This is a genomic window from Pseudomonas sp. LBUM1663 (genome assembly GCF_059695905.1).
In genome coordinates, this window is record NZ_CP166792.1 from 6,126,755 (window position 1) to 6,150,141 (window position 23,387).

Below are 23,387 nucleotides of genomic sequence, written 5' to 3' on the forward strand. Positions count from 1 at the left end.
CATGAGCTTTATCACCGAAATCAAAACCTTCGCAGCGTTAGGCAGCGGTGTCATCGGCAGCGGTTGGGTGTCCCGCGCCCTCGCCCACGGCCTCGACGTTGTCGCCTGGGACCCGGCGCCCGGAGCGGAAGCGGCGCTGCGCAAACGCGTCGCCAATGCCTGGAGTGCGCTGGAGAAACAAGGCCTGGCACCGGGCGCTTCACAGGATCGGCTGCGCTTTGTCGCGACGATTGAAGAGTGCGTTCGCGACGCGGACTTCATTCAGGAAAGCGCCCCTGAGCGCCTCGATCTGAAACTCGAACTGCACAGCAAAATCAGCGCGGCGGCCAAGCCCAATGCCTTGATCGGCTCCAGTACCTCTGGCCTGTTGCCGAGCGAGTTCTACGAGAGTTCGACGCACCCGGAACGCTGTGTGGTCGGGCACCCGTTCAACCCGGTTTATCTGCTGCCGCTGGTGGAAGTGGTCGGTGGCAAAAACACCGCGCCGGAAGCCATTCAAGCAGCAATGAAAGTGTATGAATCCCTGGGCATGCGTCCGCTGCATGTGCGCAAAGAAGTGCCGGGGTTCATCGCCGACCGCTTGCTCGAAGCGCTGTGGCGAGAGGCGCTGCACCTGGTCAACGACGGCGTCGCGACCACCGGCGAAATTGACGATGCAATCCGCTTTGGCGCGGGGCTGCGCTGGTCGTTCATGGGCACATTCCTGACCTACACCCTGGCGGGTGGCGATGCCGGCATGCGCCACTTCATGGCGCAGTTCGGCCCGGCGTTGCAGTTGCCGTGGACGTACCTGCCAGCGCCGGAACTGACCGACAAGTTGATCGATGATGTGGTTGACGGGACCAGCGATCAGCTGGGCAAACACAGCATTTCCGCGCTGGAGCGCTATCGTGATGATTGCTTGCTGGCAGTGCTGGAGGCGGTGAAGACCACCAAAGAGAAGCATGGGATGGCGTTCAGCGAGTAATTTGCCTACAGGGCGGACCCCATCGCGAGCAGGCTCGCTCCCACATTTGATTGCAGGTGTCTGATACAACTCGGTCACCTGTAGGAGCGAGCCTGCTCGCGATAGCGGGAGTCCAGTCACCACACATTCTGGATCCTTCATCATGCCCACCCTCACCACCTACCAAACCAAAATCATCCCCGACTGGGTCGACTACAACGGCCACTTGCGCGATGCCTTCTACCTGCTGATTTTCAGCTACGCCACCGACGCGCTGATGGATCGGCTGGGCATGGACAGCAACAACCGCGAAGCCAGCGGCAACTCGCTGTTCACCCTCGAACTGCACCTCAATTACCTGCATGAAGTGAAGCTCGACGCCAATGTCGAAGTGCACACCCAGATCATCGGCCACGACAGCAAACGCCTGCACCTCTATCACAGCTTGCATCTGGTCGGCGACGACAAGGAACTGGCGGGCAACGAACAAATGCTCGTGCACGTCGACCTCGCCGGGCCGCGCTCCGCACCGTTCAGCGAAGACACCTTGAGCAAGCTGCAAGCCATCGTCGCCGAGCAAACCGACCTTCCCGCCCCGGACTACATTGGCCGAGTGATCGCGTTACCCCCTAAAAAATAACAAGGAGATCGCCATTGAACACCGCCGCCGCTTTTGCCGACTTCCGTACCTACCCGTTGATCAGCGCGTTGTCCGCCGTGCAAACCCTGGTGGATCGAATTCAAGTGCAGTGGGCCGACGGCCGGGTCAGCCCCTTTCATCATCAATGGCTGCGGGACAACTGCCCGTGCCCGCACTGCGTCTACACCGTGACCCGCGAGCAAGTGCTGGAAATCGTCGACGTCGCAGAGGACCTGGCGCCGACAAGGGCAAACGTCGATGCCGAAGGTTGCCTCAGCGTCGAATGGCAGGACGGCCACCAGAGTCGCTTCGATCCAGGCTGGCTGCGCGCTCACGCCTATGACGACGAGTCCCGTGCCGAACGTCGTGCTTCCAAGCCAAAATCCAGGCTGTGGAAAAGCGACTTGCAGCTGCCGGTGTTCGAATACCAGGCGCTGATGAACGACAACGAGGCCTTGCTGCAATGGCTACTCGCCGTGCGCGATATCGGCCTGACTCAAGTGCGCGGCGTACCCACCGAACCGGGCTCACTTAAACTGATCGCCCAGCGGATTTCCTTTATCCGCGAGAGCAATTTCGGCGTGCTGTTCAACGTGCAATCCAAGGCCGATGCCGACAGCAATGCCTACACCGCTTTCAACCTGCCGCTGCACAGCGACCTGCCGACCCGAGAGTTGCAACCGGGGCTGCAATTTCTGCATTGCCTGGTCAATGACGCCGACGGTGGCGAGAGTATTTTTGTCGACGGCTTTGCCATTGCCCAAGCGTTGCGCGAGGAAGATCCCGAGTCGTTTAAAAGCCTCTGCGAAATCCCGGTGGAGTTCCGCAACAAGGACCGCCATAGCGACTACCGCTGCCTGGCGCCGATCATCGCCCTGGATGCGTTGGGTCAGGTGTCGGAAATCCGCATGGCGAACTTTCTGCGCGGACCGTTTGATGCCTCGATCGAGGACATGCCCAAGCTCTACCGCGCTTATCGGCGGCTTATTGCAATGACCCGTGAAGCGCGATTCCGGGTGATGACGCGGCTCAATCCCGGTGAGTTGTGGTGCTTCGACAACCGCCGCACCCTCCACGCCCGCAACGCCTTCGACCCCGCCAGCGGCGCCCGGCATTTTCAAGGGTGCTATGTCGATCGGGATGAATTGTTGTCGCGCATTTTGGTGTTGCAGCGTTAGACCGCGTCATCGTTCTTCGCGGGCAAGCCTCGCTCCCACAGGATCGGGGGTTACCACAGATTTGGCGAACGACGCCAAACCTGTGGAAGCGGGCTTGCCCGCGAAGGCGTCAGCCCAGACACCTCATCCCTTCCTGATTCACAGGCAAAAAAAACCCCGATCAAGCCGTGACAGGATCGGAGCTGAGGAGGGTACTGTTGAGGAGCCGTCGCGCGAGGGTGACCAAACCTTCGTGTTGCCAGCTGAATCCAGTGTGCCCACTCTCCCCTCTTGCAAGTTAGCCGAAAACGACCTGTTCATAGGTATCGCGGCCATTGCGACAAATCGTCCTTGCCGCCACCCCGCACCCCTACGAGAATCGAGCCACGACACCGTTCCCTGAAGAAGGATTGCGTCATGATGTACGCCGATTTGATTGACCAGGAAGACCTGTTGGGCCAGCTCAAGGCGTTAGGATTTGCAGTGCCCCCTGGTGCAACTGCCGAGCAGGCCTGCGAATGCGCGGTACGGGGTTTGAACAACGAACGGGCAACGGAATTGCGGACCATGGTCAAACAGATGTACACCAGCAGCGCGACCATTCTGCCGGCCGTGCGTCAGGCCATTGATAAGCAGTTGCTGCCTGCGTTGGCGGAGTATCAGCAAAGTCGCGTCTGAGGTCTTCGGGGGTTTGCTAGAGTAGTGGCCTTCCTGCCTACCACGAGCGAGCGCTGATGTTCCGTATCCAATACTGCCAGTCCGATGAACAAGCGGGCTGGCTGCCTCTGCGCCAGGCGCTCTGGCCCGATGCTTCGGAACAGGAGCATCGGGACGAAATCGCCCAGCTGCTACGCGAGCCAAAACGCTATATCAACTTTGTCGCCTACGACAGCCAGGAACAACCCGTCGGCCTCGCCGAAGCGTCATTGCGCCACGACTATGTCAATGGCACCGACAGCTCGCCGGTGGTGTATCTGGAAGGTATCTACGTGGTGCCGCAGCAGCGCCGACACGGAGTGGCGGCACGACTGATCGAACAGGTGGCGAACTGGGGACGAGCACAGGGCTGCGTGGAGATGGCTTCCGACACCGGCCTTGACAACTTGCCGAGCCAGGAGACGCACAAGGCGCTCGGTTTCGAGGAAACCGAGCGCGTCGTATTTTTCAAACGCCCGCTATGACTAGAGACGAACGCTGGCGAACGTCGACTCATTGCGCGCCTGACTCAGCGCCGACAACGGCCCGGACAGCGGCGACAGCACCAGCGCCTGCGGCAACGGCATCATCGCCACCTGTTGCGTGGTGTTAGAGCCTACGCGTTCGTCACGCGGTGGAATGCCGAAGTATTCGCGGTAGCACTTGGAGAAGTGCGGCGTGGACACGAAGCCGCACACCGACGCCACTTCGATGATCGACATCGGCGTTTGCTTGAGCAACTGCCGGGCACGGATCAGGCGCAGTTTCAGGTAGTAACGCGACGGCGAGCAGTGCAGGTATTTCTGGAACAGGCGCTCCAGCTGACGACGGGAAACAGCGACATACACCGCCAGTTCGTCGAGGTCGATCGGCTCTTCCAGGTTGGCTTCCATCAGCGCGACGATTTCCTGCAACTTCGGCTGGTTGGTGCCCAGCATGTGCTTGAGCGGCACGCGCTGGTGATCCTGTTCGTTGCGGATGCGCTCGTAGACGAACATTTCCGAGATCGCGGCCGACAGTTCACGACCGTGATCGCGGCTGATCAGGTGCAGCATCATGTCCAGCGGTGCGGTGCCGCCGGAGCTGGTGAAACGGTTACGGTCGAGGGTGAACAGGCGTGTGCTCATGGCTACACGGGGGAACGCTTCCTGCATCGAGGCCAGGCATTCCCAGTGCACGCTGCAATCAAAACCGTCCAGCAGGCCGGCGCACGCCAGGGCCCAGCTGCCGGTGCAGACCGCGCCGAGACGGCGGGACTGACGCGCCTGGCTTTGCAGCCACGACACGTGTTCGCGGGTAACGGTGCGTTGGATGCCGATGCCGCCGCAGACAATGATGGTGTCCAGGGCAGGTGCTTTGTGCATGGAGCAATCGGGGGTGATCTGCAGACCGTCACTGGCCCAGACCTGACCGCCGTCGACGGTGAGCGTGGTCCAGCGATACAGCTCGCGGCCGGACAATTGGTTGGCCATGCGCAGGGGTTCTACTGCGGAGGCCAAAGAAATAAGCGTGAAATTGTCCAGCAGCAGAAAGCCGATGGATTGAGGCGCACGGTTCTGGGGTTGAGCCCCGGAGTTGAACGTCGTCATCGCGGTATCTCCTCACACAAAGCGGGTGATGGCCTCAGGCGGAGGCTCTTGTTATTGCCATCGTTCTCGCGTGGGAGACGGGCTTTGTAATGACAGAGCAATTGCCATGCCTAAAGTTGAATGGTCATTCAATAACTCCTGAAAACGACGTCGCGGCGTGTCTATATAAGCCGTGCCGCGAGTAGGGGTTATAAGTGCCATTAACGGAGGGAGGCGCTCTGCCCCGTTGGGCTTGAGCAAATCGGTAGCACTTGTGGGAACAGGGCTACGGCGACTTGTAGGAGAGTGTCACCGCAAGCACAGGTGACAGGCGGTAATGGCCAGGTTGGATCCCTGACCTGGGTGAGGGCGCTTATCTGTAAGCGACGCGCCAAAACGTGGCGCGTTTGGAATTATGTGTTCACTTAGCGCGCAGTTTTGACTGGTCTTCTCTCGCAGATGACTTTTCTGTGGCGAGGGAGCTTGCTCCCGCTGGGGCGCGAAGCGGCCCTGAAAACTGCAAACGCGAACTTTCAGATATACCGGTCGCGGGCTATTCGGCTGCTGCGCAGCCGAGCGGGAGCAAGCTCCCTCGCCACAGATACTCATTTCACCAGAGAGTTAAGCGTTATCAGCACTCGACCGCGCTAACCGCCAACCCACCCCGCGAGGTCTCTTTATATTTGTCATGCATGTCCGCGCCGGTATCTCGCATGGTGCGGATCACCCGATCCAGCGAGATAAAGTGCTGACCATCCCCGCGCAGCGCCATCTGCGCCGCGTTGATGGCTTTCACCGCGGCAATCGCATTGCGCTCGATGCACGGCACTTGCACCAGCCCACCCACCGGGTCGCAGGTCAGGCCCAGGTTGTGTTCCAGGCCGATTTCCGCCGCGTTGCACAGCTGCTCCGGCGTCGCGCCGAGGATCTCCGCCAACCCGGCAGCCGCCATCGCACAGGCTGAACCCACTTCACCCTGGCAACCGACTTCCGCGCCGGAAATCGAAGCGTTCTTCTTGCACAGAATCCCCACCGCTGCCGCACTGAGGAAATAGTCGACCACGTTGGCGTCCGTCACCGCCTCGCTGAACTTCATAAAGTAGTGCAACACCGCCGGAATGATCCCCGCCGCACCGTTGGTCGGTGCCGTCACCATGCGCCCACCGGCAGCGTTCTCCTCGTTGACCGCGAGGGCGAACAGGTTGACCCATTCCATGGCGCTCAAGGTCGAGCCGATGACGTTGGGTTTGCCCAGCTCTTGCAGGCTGCGATGCAACTTGGCCGCACGACGGCGCACATTCAGTCCGCCGGGCAAGATGCCTTCGTGTTTGAGGCCCTGATCGACGCAATCCTGCATGGCGCGCCAGAGCTTCATCAGGCCGCTGCGAATCTCTTCCTCGCTGCGCCAGACCTTCTCGTTGGCCATCATCAATTCGGCGACGCGCAGGTTGTGCTTCTGGCACAGGCTGAGCAGTTCGACAGCGCTGGAGAAATCGTAAGGCAACACGGTGCGATCCAGATCGGCCACGCCGCTGGACGCCTGCGCTTCATCCACGACAAAACCACCGCCGATGGAATAGTAGGTGTCGCGATGCAGCTCGCCGTCATCACCTTCAGCGACCAGGGTCATGGCGTTGGGGTGAAACGGCAGGTTTTCGTCGATCAGGCGCATGTCGCGGGCCCAGATAAACGGCACCGACAGGCGACCGTCGAGCAACAGTGTGTGGGTCTCGCGCAGCGTTTCGATACGGATGCCGATTTGCGACGGATCGATCGCGTCCGGCCACTCGCCCATCAGGCCCATGATCACCGCGTTGTCGCTGCCGTGACCGATGCCGGTGGCCGACAGCGACCCATACAGCTGAACTTCGACGCGCCGCACTTGCTCCAAAAGACCCTGCTCACGCAAACCTTGCACGAACAGCGCGGCGGCCCGCATAGGCCCCACGGTGTGCGAACTGGAAGGGCCGATGCCAATTTTGAACAGGTCGAAAACACTGATAGCCATTACTGCCGAACTCCTGGATGTGCCAACTCCAGACGCAAAAGCGCCCAGTGACGGAGCTGCTACGCTCAAGCTGCAATCCGCCGAGATGGCCGCATCATCAGGCTTTTGCCGTGTCGTTCGACGTCTCACACCGACGCACTCATGCCCACTAACGCCGCGAGCCGTCAGCGCTACGTTTTCACGGTTTTTTTACGGTTCAAAGGAGCAGAAAGGGCTGAAAATAGCTGTAAACGACCTCACCAACACTGGATGCGACCATCCCTGTACTGGTTACGACGCACCCTGTAGGCGTCAGATTTTCACTGGTACATGATCGTATCGACTCGATTGCAAGGCGCCTTGGTAGAGCTGTCTCCAAAACGCCATCCAACCGCAACCTATAAGTGCGGTGGTCCAGTCGGAACACTGCCAAAAAAAACACCAAGGAGTCCACCCATGAAAGGTTCCCCGTCGTTGTTGTTGGCCGCCATGCTGAGTCTGCCCTTACTGGCTCAAGCTGCAGAACCCGCTCAGTGCAGCACCGTAAACTTCTCCGATGTCGGCTGGACTGACATTACCGTCACCACCGCCACCACCAGCGTCGTTCTCGATGCCCTGGGCTACAAGACCAAAACCACGATGATTTCCGTTCCGGTGACCTACAAGTCCCTGGCCGACGGCAAGAACATGGACGTGTTCCTGGGGAACTGGATGCCGACCATGGAAAACGACATCAAGGCTTACCGTGATGCCGGCACCGTGGACACTTTGCGTGCCAACCTGGAGAACGCAAAATACACACTCGCCGTGCCCGAAGAGTTGTATAACAAGGGGCTGAAGGATTTCGCCGACATCGCCAAGTTCAAGAAAGAACTCGACGGCAAGATCTACGGCATCGAACCAGGCAACGACGGTAACCGCCTGATCCAGAGCATGATCGACAAGAACGCCTTCGGCCTGAAAGACGCCGGCTTCAAGGTGGTCGAGTCCAGCGAGGCAGGCATGCTCTCGCAAGTCGATCGCGCCCAGCGCCGCAACACCGCCGTGGTGTTCCTGGGCTGGGAACCGCACCCGATGAACACCCGTTTCAAGATGAAGTACCTGACTGGCGGCGACGACTATTTCGGCCCGAACTTCGGCCAGGCAACCATCTACACCAACACCCGCAAGGGCTATGCGCAGGAATGCAGCAACGTCGGTCAACTGCTGAAAAACCTGCAGTTCACGCTGAACATGGAAAGCACCCTGATGGGCAACGTCCTGGACGACAAAATGAAGCCTGACGCGGCCGCCAAGGCCTGGCTGAAAAAGAATCCACAGGTGCTCGATACCTGGCTCGCTGGCGTGACCACCATTGACGGTAAACCAGGCCTGGAGGCCGTGAAAACCAAGCTCGCGCAGCCTTGAATTAAGAAGCACCGCTTACGCCGGGCGGGTTCGCTCGCCCGGGCTGTTTATTTCCTTGCATGCGGACGTTCACTACCATGCTGATTGATCAGAAAATACCTCTAGGCCAGTACATCGCGGGCTTCGTTGAATGGTTGACGCAACACGGCGCCAACACCTTCGACGCCATCGCCGTGTCTCTGGAAACGATGATCCACGGCGTGACTTTTGCGCTGACCTGGTTCAACCCGCTGGCATTGATCGGCCTCATCGCACTACTGGCTCACTTCATTCAACGAAAGTGGGGGCTGACCGTTTTCGTCATTGCCTCCTTTCTGCTGATCCTCAATCTGGGGTACTGGCAGGAAACCATGGAAACCCTCGCCCAGGTGCTCTTCGCGACCCTGGTCTGCGTGGTCATCGGCGTGCCGTTGGGTATCGTCGCCGCGCACAAACCGATGTTCTACACACTGATGCGGCCGGTGCTCGATCTGATGCAGACCGTACCGACGTTTGTGTACCTCATTCCTACCCTGACCCTCTTCGGGCTGGGTGTGGTCCCGGGTCTGATCTCCACGGTGGTGTTCGCGATTGCCGCGCCTATCCGCCTGACCTACCTGGGTATCCGCGATGTTCCCGCAGAACTGATGGACGCCGGCAAAGCCTTCGGCTGCTCGCGCCGCCAGTTACTCGCACGCATCGAACTGCCTTACGCCATGCCAAGCATCGCGGCCGGTATCACCCAGTGCATCATGCTGTCGTTGTCGATGGTGGTGATTGCGGCTCTGGTGGGCGCCGACGGCTTGGGCAAACCTGTGGTCAACGCACTGAACACCGCCGATATAGCCCTGGGTTTCGAAGCCGGGTTGGCTATCGTGCTGCTGGCGATCATGCTCGACCGTATCTGCAAACAACCCGACGCTAAAGTAGGGGGTGACGCATGAGCATTATTCGCTTCGAAGACGTCGACGTAATCTTTTCCAAAGACCCGCGTGAAGCGCTCAAGCTTCTCGACCAGGGCATGACCCGCGACCAGATCCTGAAAAAAACCGGGCAGATCGTCGGCGTTGAAAAAGCCAGCCTGGACGTCGAAAAAGGTGAAATCTGCGTTTTGATGGGTTTGTCCGGCTCCGGTAAATCCAGCCTGCTGCGTTGCATCAACGGCCTCAACACCGTCAGCCGCGGCAAGCTGTTCGTCGAGCACGAAGGCCGGCAGATCGATATCGCGTCCTGCACCCCGGCAGAGCTGAAAATGATGCGCACCAAGCGCATTGCGATGGTGTTCCAGAAATTCGCCCTGATGCCTTGGCTGACGGTGCGCGAGAACATCAGTTTCGGTCTGGAAATGCAGGGTCGCCCGGAAAAGGAACGGCGCAAACTGGTGGACGACAAGCTTGAGCTGGTGGGCCTGACCCAGTGGCGCAACAAGAAGCCTGACGAGCTCTCCGGCGGTATGCAGCAACGCGTGGGCCTGGCCCGTGCACTGGCGATGGATGCGGACATTCTGCTGATGGACGAACCGTTCTCGGCACTCGACCCATTGATCCGCCAAGGCCTGCAAGACGAACTGCTGGAGCTGCAAAGCAAGTTGAACAAAACCATCGTGTTCGTAAGCCACGACCTCGATGAAGCCCTGAAGCTCGGCAGCCGTATCGCGATCATGAAAGACGGTCGGATCGTCCAGTACAGCAAGCCTGAAGAAATCGTGCTGAACCCGGCGGACGACTACGTGCGGACCTTCGTCGCGCACACCAACCCGCTGAACGTGCTGTGCGGTCGCAGCCTGATGCGCACCCTGGACAACTGCAAACGCATCAACGGTTCGGTGTGCCTCGATCCGGGCGGCGATTCGTGGCTGGACCTGGCCGAAGGCAATACCATCAAAGGTGCCCGCCAGAACGGCGCGAGCCTGGACCTGCAGAACTGGATTCCAGGGCAAGCGGTTGAAGGTCTGGGTCGTCGGCCAACGTTGGTGGATTCCAACATCGGCATGCGCGATGCGCTGCAGATTCGTTATCAGACCGGCAACAAGCTGGTGCTGCACGACAACAACAAGGTGGTCGGGATTCTGGGCGACAGCGAGCTGTATCACGCACTGCTCGGCAAGAACCTGGGGTAAGGCAGCAGACACAAAAACGCCGCGAGAGGATCGCGGCGTTTTTGTTAGTGCAGCTATTCAGTCTGGAATGCTGACAACTGTGGCGAGGGAGCTTGCTCCCGCTGGGTTGCGAAGCAGCCCCAAAACCAGACACCACGGTCATTCAGACAGACCGCGTTATCGTCAATTGCGACTGCTGCGCAGTCGAACGGGGGCAAGCCCCCTCGCCACAGTGGAGCTGCGGTGCATTCACTGCACCGCATCACCTCAAGGTTTAGCTATAGACACGGCCAAGGAGCTGCCGATGGCTTTCAAACTGATCGAGCACGTCACGGGTGATCTGATCCTGAGTGAAGCCCATCAAGTCGTAATCCTGGCTGCCGTTGTGCAGGTAAACCTCGGCGCGGTAATAGCGCGCACGCGGTTCGTCAGCGCTTTCGGCCGACACCGTTTCACTCGCCGCCGCCAGATAGCCATCCAGGCTCACTTCGTAGACAAAAGGGTTGCCCTCTTCCATCTCGATCCGCAGGCCCATGCAGCGTTTGGATTTACCCAGCAACGTTTGCACTTCCAGGCCTTGACCGCGCAGTTGCACCGCCGCCTCTTCCAGCGCCGGGCTGACTTGCTTGTCCATGAAACGCTGAACGATCGACTGATTCGGCTGCAGGTCCAGCTGCGTCAAACGCTCGCTGAAACCACGACGACCGCGCGCAGCGAGCTCCGCTTGCTCCTGTTCGATCTGCACGTCCTGGCGCATCGCCTTGTGCAGGCCAAACATGAAGAACACCAGCACCACCGAGAACGGCAGACCAGCCAGCACCACCATGGTTTGCATGGCTTCGAAGTTACCGGCAAACAGCAGGCCGATGGTCACCAGGGTAATCACCGCCGACCAGAAGATCCGCAGCCAGTGCGGCGCATCTTCGTCGACGTTGCCGCCCTTGCACGAAAGGTTGGCCATCATCACCGCGCCGGAATCCGCCGGGGTCAGGAACAGCACGAAACCGACGAAGATCGACACGCCGATCACAATCTTCGATGCCGGGTAATGCTCAAGCAGTTGATAGATCGCCATCGACGGCTGTTCGAGCGCCGTCTTCCCGAGCTCCACCGCCCCATGGTTCATCACCAGGTCCAGGGCAGAGTTACCGAAGATCGACAGCCACGCCAGGGTGAAACCCAGTGGGATCAGCAACACGCCGGCCACCAGTTCACGCACCGTGCGACCACGGGAAATACGCGCGATGAACATGCCGACGAATGGGGCCCAGGAAATCCACCACGCCCAGTAGAACAGAGTCCACAGGCCCAGCCAGCGGTCGGATTTCTCACTGTCGCCTTCGTAGACGTAGAGGTCGAAAGTCTTCAGGACCACGCCGTTCAGGTAGTCGCCGACGTTCTGCACGAAGCCGTTCAACAGGTGCAAGGTCGGGCCGAACAGCAGCACGAAAATCAGCAGGCCGCTGAACAGCACGATGTTCAGGTTCGACAAACGACGAATGCCGTTTTCCACGCCAGACACGGCCGCGATGGTCGCCACGGTGCTCATCACGATGATCACGATCAGCAGGTTGGTGTTGCTGTGTTCCATGCCGAACAGGTTTTCAAGGCCCGACGACACTTGCAACGAACCAATCCCCAGGTTCGTCACCAGACCCAGCAGGGTCACGAACATGCCGAAGCCGTCCACCGCATGACCGGCCGCGCCTTTGACCCAACGCTCGCCGACCAGCGGATACAGCGCCGAACGCAGTGCCAACGGCTGGTTATGACGGTAGGCAAAGTACGCCACGGCCAGGCCGACCAAGGCGTAGATCGCCCAGCCATGCAGGCCCCAATGCAGGAATGTCAGCTGCACAGCCTGACGCGCGGCCATATTGCTGGCGGCCACGCCTTCCGGCGGATTGAAGTAATGGTCCAGCGGCTCGGAAGCACCGAAGTACAGCAGCGAAATGCCGATCCCCGACGAGAACAGCATCCCCGCCCACGCGCCGTAGCTGAAGTCCGGGGTGTCGTCCTTGCTGCCCAGCTTGAGCTTGCCATAGGACGAGAACGCCAGGCCCACGACAAATACCAGGTAGGCGGCGATCACCACCATGTAGTACCAGCCGAAGCTGCGGGACAACCAGGCCTGGGCGATGCCGAGCAATCTGCCGGCCTCTTGCGGGGCGATGATCAGAATGGCGGTCAACAACAGAATCAACGCGGTAGAGGTGTAGAACACCCAACCGTTGACCGTCACCTTCTCGGGTGGGGTCTTTATAAGAGAGGCAGAACTCATGGCACAGATGCTCCAGGCAGTGCGAGAGAAAAACACAAGGCAACGCGTTACCCGACCATTCGGTTAGTTGGCAGCCGACCAGCGGGTGATATAAAGACAGCCCGAAAAAAGCCCGAACCCCCTGGACGCCTGAGCGTGTGGGTTTCGAGCATTTTCAGACGTCGTTTTTCCGCCAACTACGTGTAGGAAAAACCTGTAGGCAGCGACGAATTGTCGCAGATCTTATTCTTTGTTGATTGAACGTTCAATCAAAACAAAATAGACTGGCCTTCAATCCGATAGACGTTCTACGTCCGCCGGAAGGCCTAAGGAGATGTGCAAGATGCCCAAGGTCGGTATGCAACCCATCCGCCGCCAGCAGTTGATCGAAGCCACATTACTGGCCGTCGATCAGGTCGGAATGGGGGACGCCAGCATTGCGCTGATCGCCCGTTTGGCCGGTGTCTCGAATGGCATCATCAGTCACTATTTTCAGGACAAGAACGGCCTGATCGCCGCCACGATGCGGTATCTGATGAGCGTCCTCAGCGAGAACGTCACCGCGCGCCGCCAGGCGCTGGCCGATGACAGCCCACGGGCGCATCTGCAGGTGATTATCGAAGGCAACTTCGACGCCAGCCAAGTCAATGGCCCGGCAATGAAAACCTGGCTGGCCTTCTGGGCCACCAGCATGCACCAACCGTCATTGCACAGGTTGCAGCGGATCAACGATCACCGTCTGTATTCCAACCTGTGCTGCCAGTTCCGCCGTGTGTTGCCGCTCGATGATGCGCGCAACGCCGCCCGTGGCCTGGCAGCCCTCATTGACGGTTTGTGGTTGCGCGGCGCGCTGTCGGGAGATGCATTCGACACCGAGCAGGCGCAACAGATCGCTTACGAATACATGGATTTCCAACTGGCCAAGCAGGTGAGTTAGAGCACACATAACCGCTCAACCCCTGAACGCTACCGATGATGATGCCAACTGCTTGACGGCACACCCGGTGGTTAACGCCAACCACTTATGCACTTGCGAGGACTTTATGGCCCGTTTCGAACTGCAAAAACTCTACATCGATGGCGGCTACAGTGACGCCAGCAGCGACGCCACTTTCGAAGCCATCAACCCGGCTAACGGAGAAGTCCTCGCAAAAGTACAGCGTGCGACCAAAGAAGACGTCGAGCGCGCTGTGGTCAGCGCCGAAAAGGGCCAGAAAATCTGGGCCGCGATGACCGCCATGGAGCGTTCGCGCATCCTGCGTCGTGCCGTCGACATCCTGCGCGAGCGCAACGATGAACTGGCCGCCCTGGAAACCCTGGATACCGGCAAATCGTTCTCCGAAACCAAGTATGTCGACATCGTCACCGGTGCTGACGTGCTGGAATACTACGCAGGCCTGGTGCCCGCCATCGAAGGCGAGCAGATCCCGCTGCGCACCACGTCGTTCGTCTACACCCGTCGCGAGCCGCTGGGCGTCGTCGCCGGTATCGGCGCGTGGAACTACCCGATCCAGATCGCCCTGTGGAAATCCGCTCCTGCCCTGGCAGCCGGTAACGCGATGATCTTCAAGCCAAGCGAAGTCACTTCCCTGACCACGCTGAAACTGGCCGAGATCTATACCGAAGCCGGCCTGCCAGCCGGTGTGTTCAACGTCCTGACCGGCAGCGGCCGTGAAGTCGGCACCTGGCTGACCGAGCACCCACGCATCGAAAAAATCTCCTTCACCGGCGGCACCGACACCGGCAAGAAGGTTATGGCCAGCGCTTCCGCTTCGTCGCTGAAAGACGTGACCATGGAACTGGGCGGCAAATCCCCGCTTATCATCTTCGACGACGCCGATCTCGATCGCGCCGCCGACACCGCGATGATGGCCAACTTCTACAGCTCCGGCCAGGTCTGCACCAACGGCACCCGCGTGTTCGTGCCGACTCACCTGAAAGCCGCTTTCGAAGCCAAGATCGCTGAGCGCGTTGCGCGCATCCGCATCGGCAACCCGGAAGACGAGAACACCAACTTCGGCCCGCTGGTCAGCTTCGCCCACATGGAAAGCGTGCTGGGTTACATCGCCAAAGGTAAGGAAGAAGGCGCTCGCGTCCTGTGCGGCGGCTCCCGCCTGACCGACGGCGACTTCGCCAAAGGCGCGTTTGTAGCTCCGACCGTATTCACCGACTGCACCGACGAGATGACCATCGTTCGCGAAGAAATCTTCGGCCCGGTGATGGCGATCCTGACCTACGACACCGAAGAAGAAGTGATCCGTCGTGCCAACGACACCGACTTCGGCCTGGCCGCCGGCGTTGTCACCAAGGACCTGAACCGCGCTCACCGCGTGATTCATCAGCTGGAAGCCGGTATCTGCTGGATCAACGCCTGGGGCGAGTCCGACGCCAAGATGCCGGTCGGTGGCTACAAGCAGTCGGGCGTGGGCCGTGAGAACGGCATCAGCTCGCTGAACAACTTCACACGCATCAAATCGGTACAGGTCGAACTGGGCGATTACGCCTCGGTTTTCTGATCTGACGCGGATCCTGAGGCTGGGGCCTTTTGTGGCGAGCTTGCTCCCGCTGGGCTGCGAAGTGGCCCCGACTCCAGGCACCGCACTCCTTCAGAAAGACCACGGTCGCTGACTTTGCGACTGCTGCGCAGCCGAGCGGGAGCAAGCTCCCTCGCCACAATCAAGTGGTGCATCGGCGATCGCGACCTGACCAAACATTAAGAGGGTGCATTCAATGTCCCAAGAATTCGATTACATCATCATCGGTGCCGGCTCGGCCGGTAACACCCTGGCGACCCGTCTGACTGAAGACGAAGGCGTCACCGTCCTGCTGCTCGAAGCAGGCGGCCCGGACTACCGTCTGGACTTCCGCACGCAAATGCCGGCCGCCCTGGCGTTCCCGCTGCAAGGCCGTCGCTACAACTGGGCCTACGAAACCGATCCAGAGCCACACATGGACGGTCGCCGGATGGAATGCGGTCGCGGCAAGGGCCTCGGCGGTTCCTCGCTGATCAACGGCATGTGCTACATCCGTGGCAACGCGATGGACTACGACAACTGGGCCAAACTTCCAGGTCTTGAAGACTGGGATTACCTGAACTGCCTGCCGTATTTCCGCAAGGCCGAAACCCGCGACATCGGCCCGAACGACTACCACGGTGGCGACGGTCCGGTCAGCGTGACCACGCCGAAAGCCGGCAACAACCCGCTGTTCCACGCGATGGTTGAAGCAGGTGTACAGGCCGGTTACCCGCGTACCGAAGACTTGAACGGTTACCAGCAAGAAGGCTTCGGCCCGATGGACCGCACCGTAACGCCGAACGGCCGTCGCGCCAGCACCGCTCGCGGTTACCTGGACACGGCCAAGAAGCGTTCGACCCTGACCATCGTCACCCACGCCTTGACCGACAAGATCCTGTTCGAAGGCAAGCGTGCGGTCGGCGTGCGCTACCTGATCGGCGCCGCTGAAGAGCGCGTTGAAGCCCGTGCCCGCAAGGAAGTGCTGCTGTGCTCCGGCGCCATCGCTTCGCCGCAGATTCTGCAACGCTCCGGCGTCGGCCCGGCCGAACTGCTGAATAAGCTCGACATCCCGGTGGTCCATGACCTGCCAGGCGTCGGCGAGAACCTGCAGGATCACCTCGAGCTGTACCTGCAATACGCCTGCACCCAACCGGTCTCGCTGTACCCGTCGCTGCTCTGGTACAACCAGCCGGCAATCGGTGCCGAATGGCTGTTCAACGGCACCGGCATCGGCGCCAGCAACCAGTTCGAAGCCGGCGGTTTCATCCGTACCCGCGAAGAGTTCGATTGGCCGAACATCCAGTACCACTTCCTGCCGGTCGCGATTAACTACAACGGCAGCAACGGTGTGAAAGAGCACGGTTTCCAGGCGCACATGGGTTCCATGCGTTCGCCGAGCCGTGGTCGCATCCAGGCCAAGTCCAAGGATCCGCGCGAGTACCCGAGCATCCTGTTCAACTACATGGCCACCGAGCAGGACTGGCAGGAATTCCGCGACGGCATCCGCCTGACCCGTGAAATCATGCAACAGCCCGCGCTGGACGCTTTCCGTGGCCGCGAAATCAGCCCGGGCATCGACGTGCAAACCGATGAGCAGCTCGACAAGTTCATCCGCGAACACGCCGAAACCGCGTTCCACCCGTCCTGCTCGTGCAAGATGGGCACCGACGAGATGGCCGTGGTCGATGGCGAAGGTCGTGTGCATGGCCTGCAAGCCCTGCGTGTGGTCGATGCCTCGATCATGCCGATCATCACCACCGGCAACCTGAACGCGCCAACGATCATGATCGCCGAGAAAATCGCCGACAAGATCCGTGGTCGCCAGCCGTTGCCGCGCAGCACCGCTGATTACTTCGTGGCCGGCGATGCGCCGGTGCGTGGCAAGCCGTTGCGGGAAGTGAGCGCTACTGCTCAGTAAGACCGTTACACCGCGGTGCTGCCTTCGCGAGCAAGCCCGCTCCCACATGGATCTCGGGTGTGCACAAATTTTGTGTTCACTGAAGATCCAGTGTGGGAGCGGGCTTGCTCGCGAAGAGGCCCTACCAAACAACACATCCCCATTTGACACACCTTGGTAATCCCTTCCTACACCGCACCGCCCTTGATCCTACCCCCCGCCCAGGCCTAATCTAGCGCCACGCAAACGTTTCACCCCCCCCCTTCGCAACACCGCTACACCGCCACTCCAGACCAAGGAGGTTCCCGAATGTTCGATTTCCACCCCCAGCTCAAGCAGCGCTTCGCTGCCTTGCGCACGGGCGCTGAATTCTTTTCGCTGCGTTATGTACGCGAGTCCGGCCAGTACCTGTCGGTGCGCAAGAATGTCGCCGAACCTCCGAGCCTCAGCCGTGACGAAGGCGCGATGCTGACCGTGCGCGTCAACGGCGTCGAAGCCTACGCCGCGACCAACGACCTGTCGCAACAAGGTCTGCAAGCGGCACTTGAGCGCGCCGAGCAACAAGCCCGCCGACTCAAGCCCCACGCCCTGCTCGACCTGAGCGCACAAGTGGTCTCCAGCGACCGCGCCGACTACTTTTCGCCGAACCTCGACCAGCCCTTCCCGTCCCTGAGTGATTGCTACCAACTGCTCGGCGCCGAATCCGCCGCCGTGCCCAAGGATAAGCGACTGGTGAACTGGGAAGTGAGCATCGGCATCACCCATGTCGAACAGATCTACCTCAGCAACGCCGGTGCCGAACTGCGCCAGGCCCAGCGGTTCGTCTACCCGAGCCTGGAAGTCACCGCCTACGACGGCAACGACAGCCAGACCCGAACCCTGGGCCGCGAGAACTTCGGTCAACAGGGCGGTTTTGATGTGATCAGTCGCTGTGGCCTGGTCGGCGCCGGTCCGAAAATCGCCGATCAGGCGCTGCAATTGCTGCTGGCGCCGAACACCCCGAAAGGCCCGCGTGAACTGCTGTTGATGCCTGACCAGATGATGCTGCAGATCCACGAGTCCATCGGTCACCCGCTGGAACTGGACCGCATCCTCGGTGACGAGCGCAATTACGCCGGCACCAGTTTCGTCAAGGCAGAAGACTTCGGCCATCTGCAATACGGCTCGAAACTGCTGAACGTGACCTTCGACCCGGACATCCCCGAGCAACTCGCCAGCTACGGCCATGACGACGACGGCACTGCTGCCAGCAAACAATTCCTGATTAAAGAAGGCTTGCTGCTGCGCCCATTGGGCGGCGCGCTGTCGCAGTTTCGCGCGGGCATGGATGGCGTGGCCAACAGCCGCGCCTGCAGCTGGAACCGTCCGCCGATCGATCGCATGGCCAACCTGAACATCGAGGCCGGCGATCAACCGCTGGAGAAGATGATCGGCAACATCGAGCACGGCATCTTGATGAGCACCAACCGGTCCTGGTCCATCGACGATGCCCGCAACAAATTCCAGTTCGGCTGTGAATGGGGCCAACTGATCGAAAACGGCGAACTCAAAGGCGTGGTCAAGAACCCGAACTACCGGGCAATTTCCGCGCACTTCTGGAAAAGCCTCAGCGCCGTAGGCGATGCCAACTCCGTCAAGGTCCTGGGCACGCCGAACTGCGGCAAGGGCGAACCGAACCAGGTGATCCGCGTCGGCCATGCCTCGCCGGCTTGCGTGTTCAGCAACGTTGATGTGTTTGGGGGAGATGCCTGATGAGTACTTCAAAAAGTCAGGCCGATGCGTTCAAGGCCTTGGTCAATTGGCTGCGCGATGCGATTCGCGAACCGGAACAGTTCACCCTCAGCTACGCCGCCGAATCCTCGGCCTTCGTGCGCTTCAACCACGCCAAGGTCCGTCAGGCCGGGCAGGTGCAACAGGCGAGCGTCGGCTTCAAACTGATCGACGAAGGGCGACACGCCGACCTGAACATCACGCTGTCGGGTGATGCCGCAGTCGATGTGCAACGCCTGGCCGAAGGTCTGCAACAGTTACGCGAAACCTTGCCGCTGCTGCCGCAGGATCCCTACCTGCTGCTCAACCACAACGGTTGGCAGAGCAAGAATGTTCAAGATCACCCGCTGCCGGACACCGAGCAAGTGGTCGCTGAAATCACTCAGGCGGCCGAAGGGCTGGATCTGGTGGGCTTCTATGCTGCCGGGCCGATCAGTCGTGGTTTCGCCAGTTCTTCGGGCGCGTTTGGCTGGCATCAGGCCAACAGCTTCAACTTTGATTTCAGTCTGGTGCATGACAACGGCCAAGCGGTGAAAGCCAGTTACGCCGGGCACGACTGGAACAGCGAAGGGTTTGCCAAACGTTTTGCGCAGGCGCGCGAGCAGTTGGCGTTCCTGGGCAGGCCGCAACGCACCCTGGCGCCGGGTCAGTACCGTGCCTACCTGGCGCCAGCCGCACTGGGGGAAATCATGGACATGCTGGGCTGGGGCGGTTTCTCGGCGCAGTCGATTGCCAGCAAACACAGTCCACTGCAGAAGCTTTATGCGGGCGACAGCTCGTTCAGCGCGCTGGTATCGGTCGATGAAAAGGTCAGCGGATCGTTGAGCCCGGCGTTCTCGGGCGAAGGTTATCCGCGCAGCGATCTTGGCTTGATCGTCGAAGGCAAGGCTGGCGCACAGATGGTCAGCTCACGCAGCGCCGCCGAGTACGGCCTGACCGCCAACGGCGCCAGCGGCGGTGAAATGCCAAGTGCAGTGAACATGACCGCCGGTACGCTGCCTGATGCAGAGATTCTCAAGCAACTGGGCACCGGTTTGTACATCAGCAACCTCTGGTACCTGAACTACTCCGATCAGCCGGCGGCACGACTGACCGGCATGACGCGCTTTGCGACGTTCTGGGTCGAGAATGGCGAGATTCAGGCGCCGGTGAGCACGATGCGCTTTGATGACAGCGCCTACAGCTTGCTCGGTTCGCAGCTGGAAGCGTTGACCGAGGAGCGTGAGTTGTTGCTGTCGGCCAGCACCTACAGCCAGCGGGCCACGGCTTCGGCGTTGTTGCCGGGTGCGCTGATCAGCCGACTGACCTTGACCCTGTAAGCGCATCGCGGGCAAGCCCGCTCCCACAGGTTCCGGGTTGGATTGCAAATTTGTGATCCACCCAAGATCACTGTGGGAGCGGGCTTGCCCGCGATGAATTCACCTCGGACTCCCTGACTCACACTGACAAGAGGTCCCATGCCCAATCGCCCGCCTCTCGACGCTGTCACCGCCCGCTGGGTGCCGTGGGTCGTCGCCATCGCGTTCTTCATGCAGTCCCTCGACGGGACCATCCTCAACACCGCCCTGCCTGCCATGGCCCGAGACCTGGCCGAAGATCCGCTGCGCATGCAGGGCGTGATCATTGCCTACATGCTCACCGTTGCGCTGCTGATCCCCGCCTCCGGCTGGATCGCCGACCGCTTCGGCACCAAGAAAATCTTCTTCGGCGCGATTCTGCTGTTCAGCCTTGGCTCATTGCTCTGTGCACTGTCGAGCACCCTGAGCATGTTGATCGGCGCCCGGGTGATTCAGGGCCTGGGCGGCGCGTTGATGCTGCCGGTCGGCAGGCTGGTGGTGCTGCGCGCCTATCCGCGCTCGGAGCTGGTGCGGATCATGGGATTTATCACCATTCCCGGCCTGCTTGGTCCGCTGATCGGCCCGACCATGGGCGGCTGGATGGTCGAATACCTCACTTGGCACTGGATCTTCCTGATCAACCTGCCGGTGGGCGCCATTGGTTGCTACGCCGTGTGGAAATTCATCCCCGACCTGCGCGGCACTGAACGTACGCGTTTCGACAGCCTGGGCTTTTTGCTGTTTGGTGCGGCGATGGTGCTGATCACCATTGCCATGGAAGGCCTCGGTGAATTGCACCTGCCGCACTTGCGGGTGATGTTACTGCTGTTCGGCGGCATGGCCTGTCTGGCGGCGTACTGGTTACGAGCCGGGCACATCGAAAATCCGCTGTTTGCGCCGTCACTGTTCAAGACCCGGACGTTTGCCGTGGGCATCCTCGGCAACCTGTTCGCCCGCCTGGGCAGCGGCGCCCTGCCGTTCCTAGTGCCGTTGCTGCTGCAAGTGGCGCTGGGATATTCGCCATCCCAGGCCGGGATGAGCATGTTGCCGCTGGCGGCGGCAGCGATGGTCGCCAAGTCGGTGGCGCGACCGTTGATCGAACGCTTGGGCTATCGCATCGTGCTGACTGGCAACACCTTGGCGCTGGGGTTGATGCTGGCGAGCATGGGGCTGGTCAGCGAACAAACGCCGTACTGGTTGCTGTTGGTGATGCTATCGATTCTGGGGGCGATCAACTCCTTGCAGTTCACCGCCATGAACACCGTGACCCTGATCGACCTCGACGACGCCAGCGCCAGTAGCGGCAACAGTCTGCTGTCGGTGGTTGCGCAATTGTCTCTCAGCCTTGGTGTTGCCTGCGCCGGCGCCTTGCTCGGCGGTTTTACCGCAGAGATCGGCAACGACGGTGTGGACACGGTGCTAGGCGCCTTCCAACTGACGTTTGTAACGGTCGGAATCATGGCGATGCTGGCCGCGACGATCTTCTCCCAGCTCTCAAAGGAAGACGGACGGCGCGTCAAACGTCCGGAAGAGCACATAGAGCCTTAGGGCGAATGGCCACGGGACTGATACACTGCGCGACATTTTGTTTTGCAGGCCAGTCCCGTGACCACCATCGCCACCGCTTTTAATACTTTGCCGCTGTCCGCCGCCATGCTGGCTAACCTCGACTCCCTCGGTTATGCCCAGATGACGCCGATCCAGGCGCAAAGCTTGCCGGTGATCCTCAAAGGGATGGACCTGATCGCCCAGGCCAAGACCGGCAGCGGCAAGACCGCAGCCTTCGGTATCGGCCTGCTGAACCCGATCAATCCGCGCTTCTTCGGTTGCCAGGCGCTGGTCATCTGCCCGACGCGTGAGCTGGCCGACCAGGTCGCCAAGGAACTCCGTCGTCTGGCCCGCGCCGAAGACAACATCAAGATCCTGACCCTGTGCGGCGGCGTGTCCTTCGGCCCGCAGATTGGCTCTCTGGAGCACGGCGCGCACATCATCGTCGGCACCCCGGGTCGCCTTCAGCAGCATTTGCGCAAAGGTTCGCTGGTGCTCCATGGCCTGAACACGCTGATCCTCGACGAAGCCGACCGCATGCTCGACATGGGCTTCTACGATTCCATCGAAGAAATCATCGCCCAGTGCCCGGAGCGTCGCCAGACCCTGCTGTTCTCCGCCACCTACCCGACGGGCATCAAGCAGTTGGCCGCGAAGTTCATGCGCAACCCTCAGATCGTGAAGGCCGAGGCGTTCCACGACGACACGCAGATCGAGCAGCGCTTTTACGAAATCTCCCCGGAAGAGCGCATGGACGCCGTGGTCAAAGTCCTCGCGCATCATCGTCCGGCGTCCTGCGTCGCCTTCTGCTTCACCAAGCAGCAGGTTCAGGAAACCGTCGATCACCTGACCTCCAAAGGCATTTCCGCCGTCGGCCTGCACGGCGATCTGGAACAGCGTGACCGTGACCAGGTACTGGCCATGTTCGCCAACCGCAGTACCTCGGTACTGGTTGCCACCGACGTCGCCGCGCGCGGTCTGGACATCGATGCGCTGGACATGGTGATCAACGTCGAACTGGCTCGCGATTCGGAAATTCACATTCACCGTGTCGGCCGTACGGGTCGCGCTGGCGAGAAAGGGATTGCGATCAGCCTGGTCGCACCGTCCGAAGCCCACCGCGCCCAAGCCATCGAGCTACTGCAGAACTCGCCGTTGAGCTGGGATCAGCTGGATAACCTCAAGTCCCAGGGCGGCGCACCGCTGCTGCCGGTGATGAGCACGCTGGTCATCGGCGCGGGCCGTAAAGACAAAGTGCGTCCGGGCGACATTCTGGGTGCCTTGACGGGCGATGCCGGTATTCCGGGCGCGCAGGTCGGCAAGATCGCTATTTTCGACTTCCAGGCGTATGTGGCTGTTGAACGCGGGATCGCCAAGCAAGCCTTGCAGCGCTTGAACGACGGCAAGATCAAAGGCCGTTCGTTGCGCGTGCGTATTCTCTAAGAACGCCGCGGCCCCCTGTGGGAGCTGGCCTGCCGGCGATGGCATCGACTCGGTCTGACGGGTAAACCGAGTCGATGCCATCGCTGGCAGGCCAGCTCCCACATTTGATTGCACTCCAGATCAGCTCTTGTGTGAGGA

Annotated in this window: 18 protein-coding genes; 15 read left to right on the forward strand and 3 right to left on the reverse strand. The window is 60.5% G+C overall.

Features of this window, described 5'->3' with window-relative positions:
• Window position 1 precedes the first annotated feature (1 nt).
• From ACA075_RS28100 to aac(6'), 5 genes are all read left to right on the forward strand, one after another.
• Window positions 2-967 carry an L-carnitine dehydrogenase gene (locus ACA075_RS28100; protein WP_497296400.1) on the forward strand — a complete coding sequence of 322 codons (966 nt, stop codon included), beginning with the start codon at window positions 2-4 and terminating at the stop codon, window positions 965-967.
• A 142-nt stretch (window positions 968-1,109) separates the two neighbouring features.
• Window positions 1,110-1,586, forward strand: a complete 477-nt coding sequence (locus tag ACA075_RS28105) for a thioesterase family protein (RefSeq protein WP_497296401.1) — start codon at window positions 1,110-1,112, stop codon at window positions 1,584-1,586.
• A 14-nt stretch (window positions 1,587-1,600) separates the two neighbouring features.
• Window positions 1,601-2,764: a gamma-butyrobetaine dioxygenase gene (locus ACA075_RS28110; protein ID WP_497296402.1), complete on the forward strand. Its 1,164-nt coding sequence runs from the start codon at window positions 1,601-1,603 to the stop codon at window positions 2,762-2,764.
• 396 nt (window positions 2,765-3,160) lie between these two features.
• Window positions 3,161-3,421 carry a hypothetical protein gene (locus tag ACA075_RS28115; protein ID WP_283181973.1) on the forward strand — a complete coding sequence of 87 codons (261 nt, stop codon included), beginning with the start codon at window positions 3,161-3,163 and terminating at the stop codon, window positions 3,419-3,421.
• 56 nt (window positions 3,422-3,477) lie between these two features.
• The gene (aac(6'), locus tag ACA075_RS28120; RefSeq protein ID WP_497296403.1) at window positions 3,478-3,924 is read left to right on the forward strand and encodes an aminoglycoside 6'-N-acetyltransferase; all 447 of its coding nucleotides are present in this window, start codon (window positions 3,478-3,480) and stop codon (window positions 3,922-3,924) included.
• On the opposite strand, the gene gbdR is transcribed toward aac(6'), so the two are convergent.
• Both gbdR and ACA075_RS28130 read right to left on the reverse strand, forming a co-directional pair.
• Window positions 3,925-5,028, reverse strand: a complete 1,104-nt coding sequence (gbdR, locus tag ACA075_RS28125; RefSeq protein WP_201198415.1) for a choline metabolism transcriptional regulator GbdR — start codon at window positions 5,026-5,028, stop codon at window positions 3,925-3,927.
• A 610-nt stretch (window positions 5,029-5,638) separates the two neighbouring features.
• The gene (locus ACA075_RS28130) at window positions 5,639-7,015 is read right to left on the reverse strand and encodes an L-serine ammonia-lyase (protein ID WP_497296404.1); all 1,377 of its coding nucleotides are present in this window, start codon (window positions 7,013-7,015) and stop codon (window positions 5,639-5,641) included.
• Window positions 7,016-7,450: 435 nt separating this feature from the next.
• Here ACA075_RS28130 and ACA075_RS28135 point away from each other — a divergent pair, with 435 nt between their 5' ends.
• The 3 genes from ACA075_RS28135 (at window position 7,451) to choV (ending at window position 10,499) form a co-directional block, all read left to right on the forward strand.
• Entirely contained in the window at window positions 7,451-8,401 is a 951-nt protein-coding gene (locus ACA075_RS28135; protein WP_497296405.1) for a choline ABC transporter substrate-binding protein, read from the forward strand.
• Window positions 8,402-8,478: 77 nt separating this feature from the next.
• On the forward strand, window positions 8,479-9,324 hold the full coding sequence (choW, locus tag ACA075_RS28140; protein WP_109635476.1) for a choline ABC transporter permease subunit: 846 nt from the start codon (window positions 8,479-8,481) through the stop codon (window positions 9,322-9,324).
• Window positions 9,321-10,499 carry a choline ABC transporter ATP-binding protein gene (choV, locus tag ACA075_RS28145; protein ID WP_109635477.1) on the forward strand — a complete coding sequence of 393 codons (1,179 nt, stop codon included), beginning with the start codon at window positions 9,321-9,323 and terminating at the stop codon, window positions 10,497-10,499. The genes choW and choV overlap by 4 nt, the downstream gene beginning before the upstream one ends.
• Before the next feature lie 253 nt (window positions 10,500-10,752).
• On the opposite strand, the gene ACA075_RS28150 is transcribed toward choV, so the two are convergent.
• On the reverse strand, window positions 10,753-12,702 hold the full coding sequence (locus tag ACA075_RS28150; protein ID WP_497299345.1) for a BCCT family transporter: 1,950 nt from the start codon (window positions 12,700-12,702) through the stop codon (window positions 10,753-10,755).
• Window positions 12,703-13,081: 379 nt separating this feature from the next.
• On the opposite strand from ACA075_RS28150, the gene betI reads away from it, so the two are divergent.
• From betI to dbpA, 7 genes are all read left to right on the forward strand, one after another.
• On the forward strand, window positions 13,082-13,675 hold the full coding sequence (betI, locus tag ACA075_RS28155) for a transcriptional regulator BetI (RefSeq protein ID WP_497296406.1): 594 nt from the start codon (window positions 13,082-13,084) through the stop codon (window positions 13,673-13,675).
• Window positions 13,676-13,781: 106 nt separating this feature from the next.
• Window positions 13,782-15,254 (forward strand): betaine-aldehyde dehydrogenase, encoded by a 1,473-nt coding sequence (gene betB / locus ACA075_RS28160; protein WP_497296407.1) that lies wholly within the window; start codon window positions 13,782-13,784, stop codon window positions 15,252-15,254.
• Window positions 15,255-15,468: 214 nt separating this feature from the next.
• Window positions 15,469-17,172, forward strand: a complete 1,704-nt coding sequence (gene betA, locus ACA075_RS28165) for a choline dehydrogenase (RefSeq protein WP_497296408.1) — start codon at window positions 15,469-15,471, stop codon at window positions 17,170-17,172.
• A gap of 288 nt (window positions 17,173-17,460) precedes the next feature.
• Window positions 17,461-18,903, forward strand: a complete 1,443-nt coding sequence (locus tag ACA075_RS28170; protein WP_497296409.1) for a TldD/PmbA family protein — start codon at window positions 17,461-17,463, stop codon at window positions 18,901-18,903.
• A complete protein-coding gene (locus ACA075_RS28175) occupies window positions 18,903-20,240 on the forward strand; it encodes a TldD/PmbA family protein (RefSeq protein WP_497296410.1) in 1,338 nt (445 codons plus the stop codon). Before ACA075_RS28170 ends, ACA075_RS28175 begins: the two co-directional genes overlap by 1 nt.
• A gap of 138 nt (window positions 20,241-20,378) precedes the next feature.
• Complete coding sequence (mdtD, locus tag ACA075_RS28180) at window positions 20,379-21,806, forward strand: multidrug transporter subunit MdtD (RefSeq protein WP_497296411.1); 1,428 nt, start codon at window positions 20,379-20,381, stop codon at window positions 21,804-21,806.
• 57 nt (window positions 21,807-21,863) lie between these two features.
• The gene (gene dbpA / locus ACA075_RS28185; protein ID WP_497296412.1) at window positions 21,864-23,249 is read left to right on the forward strand and encodes an ATP-dependent RNA helicase DbpA; all 1,386 of its coding nucleotides are present in this window, start codon (window positions 21,864-21,866) and stop codon (window positions 23,247-23,249) included.
• Window positions 23,250-23,387 lie beyond the last annotated feature (138 nt).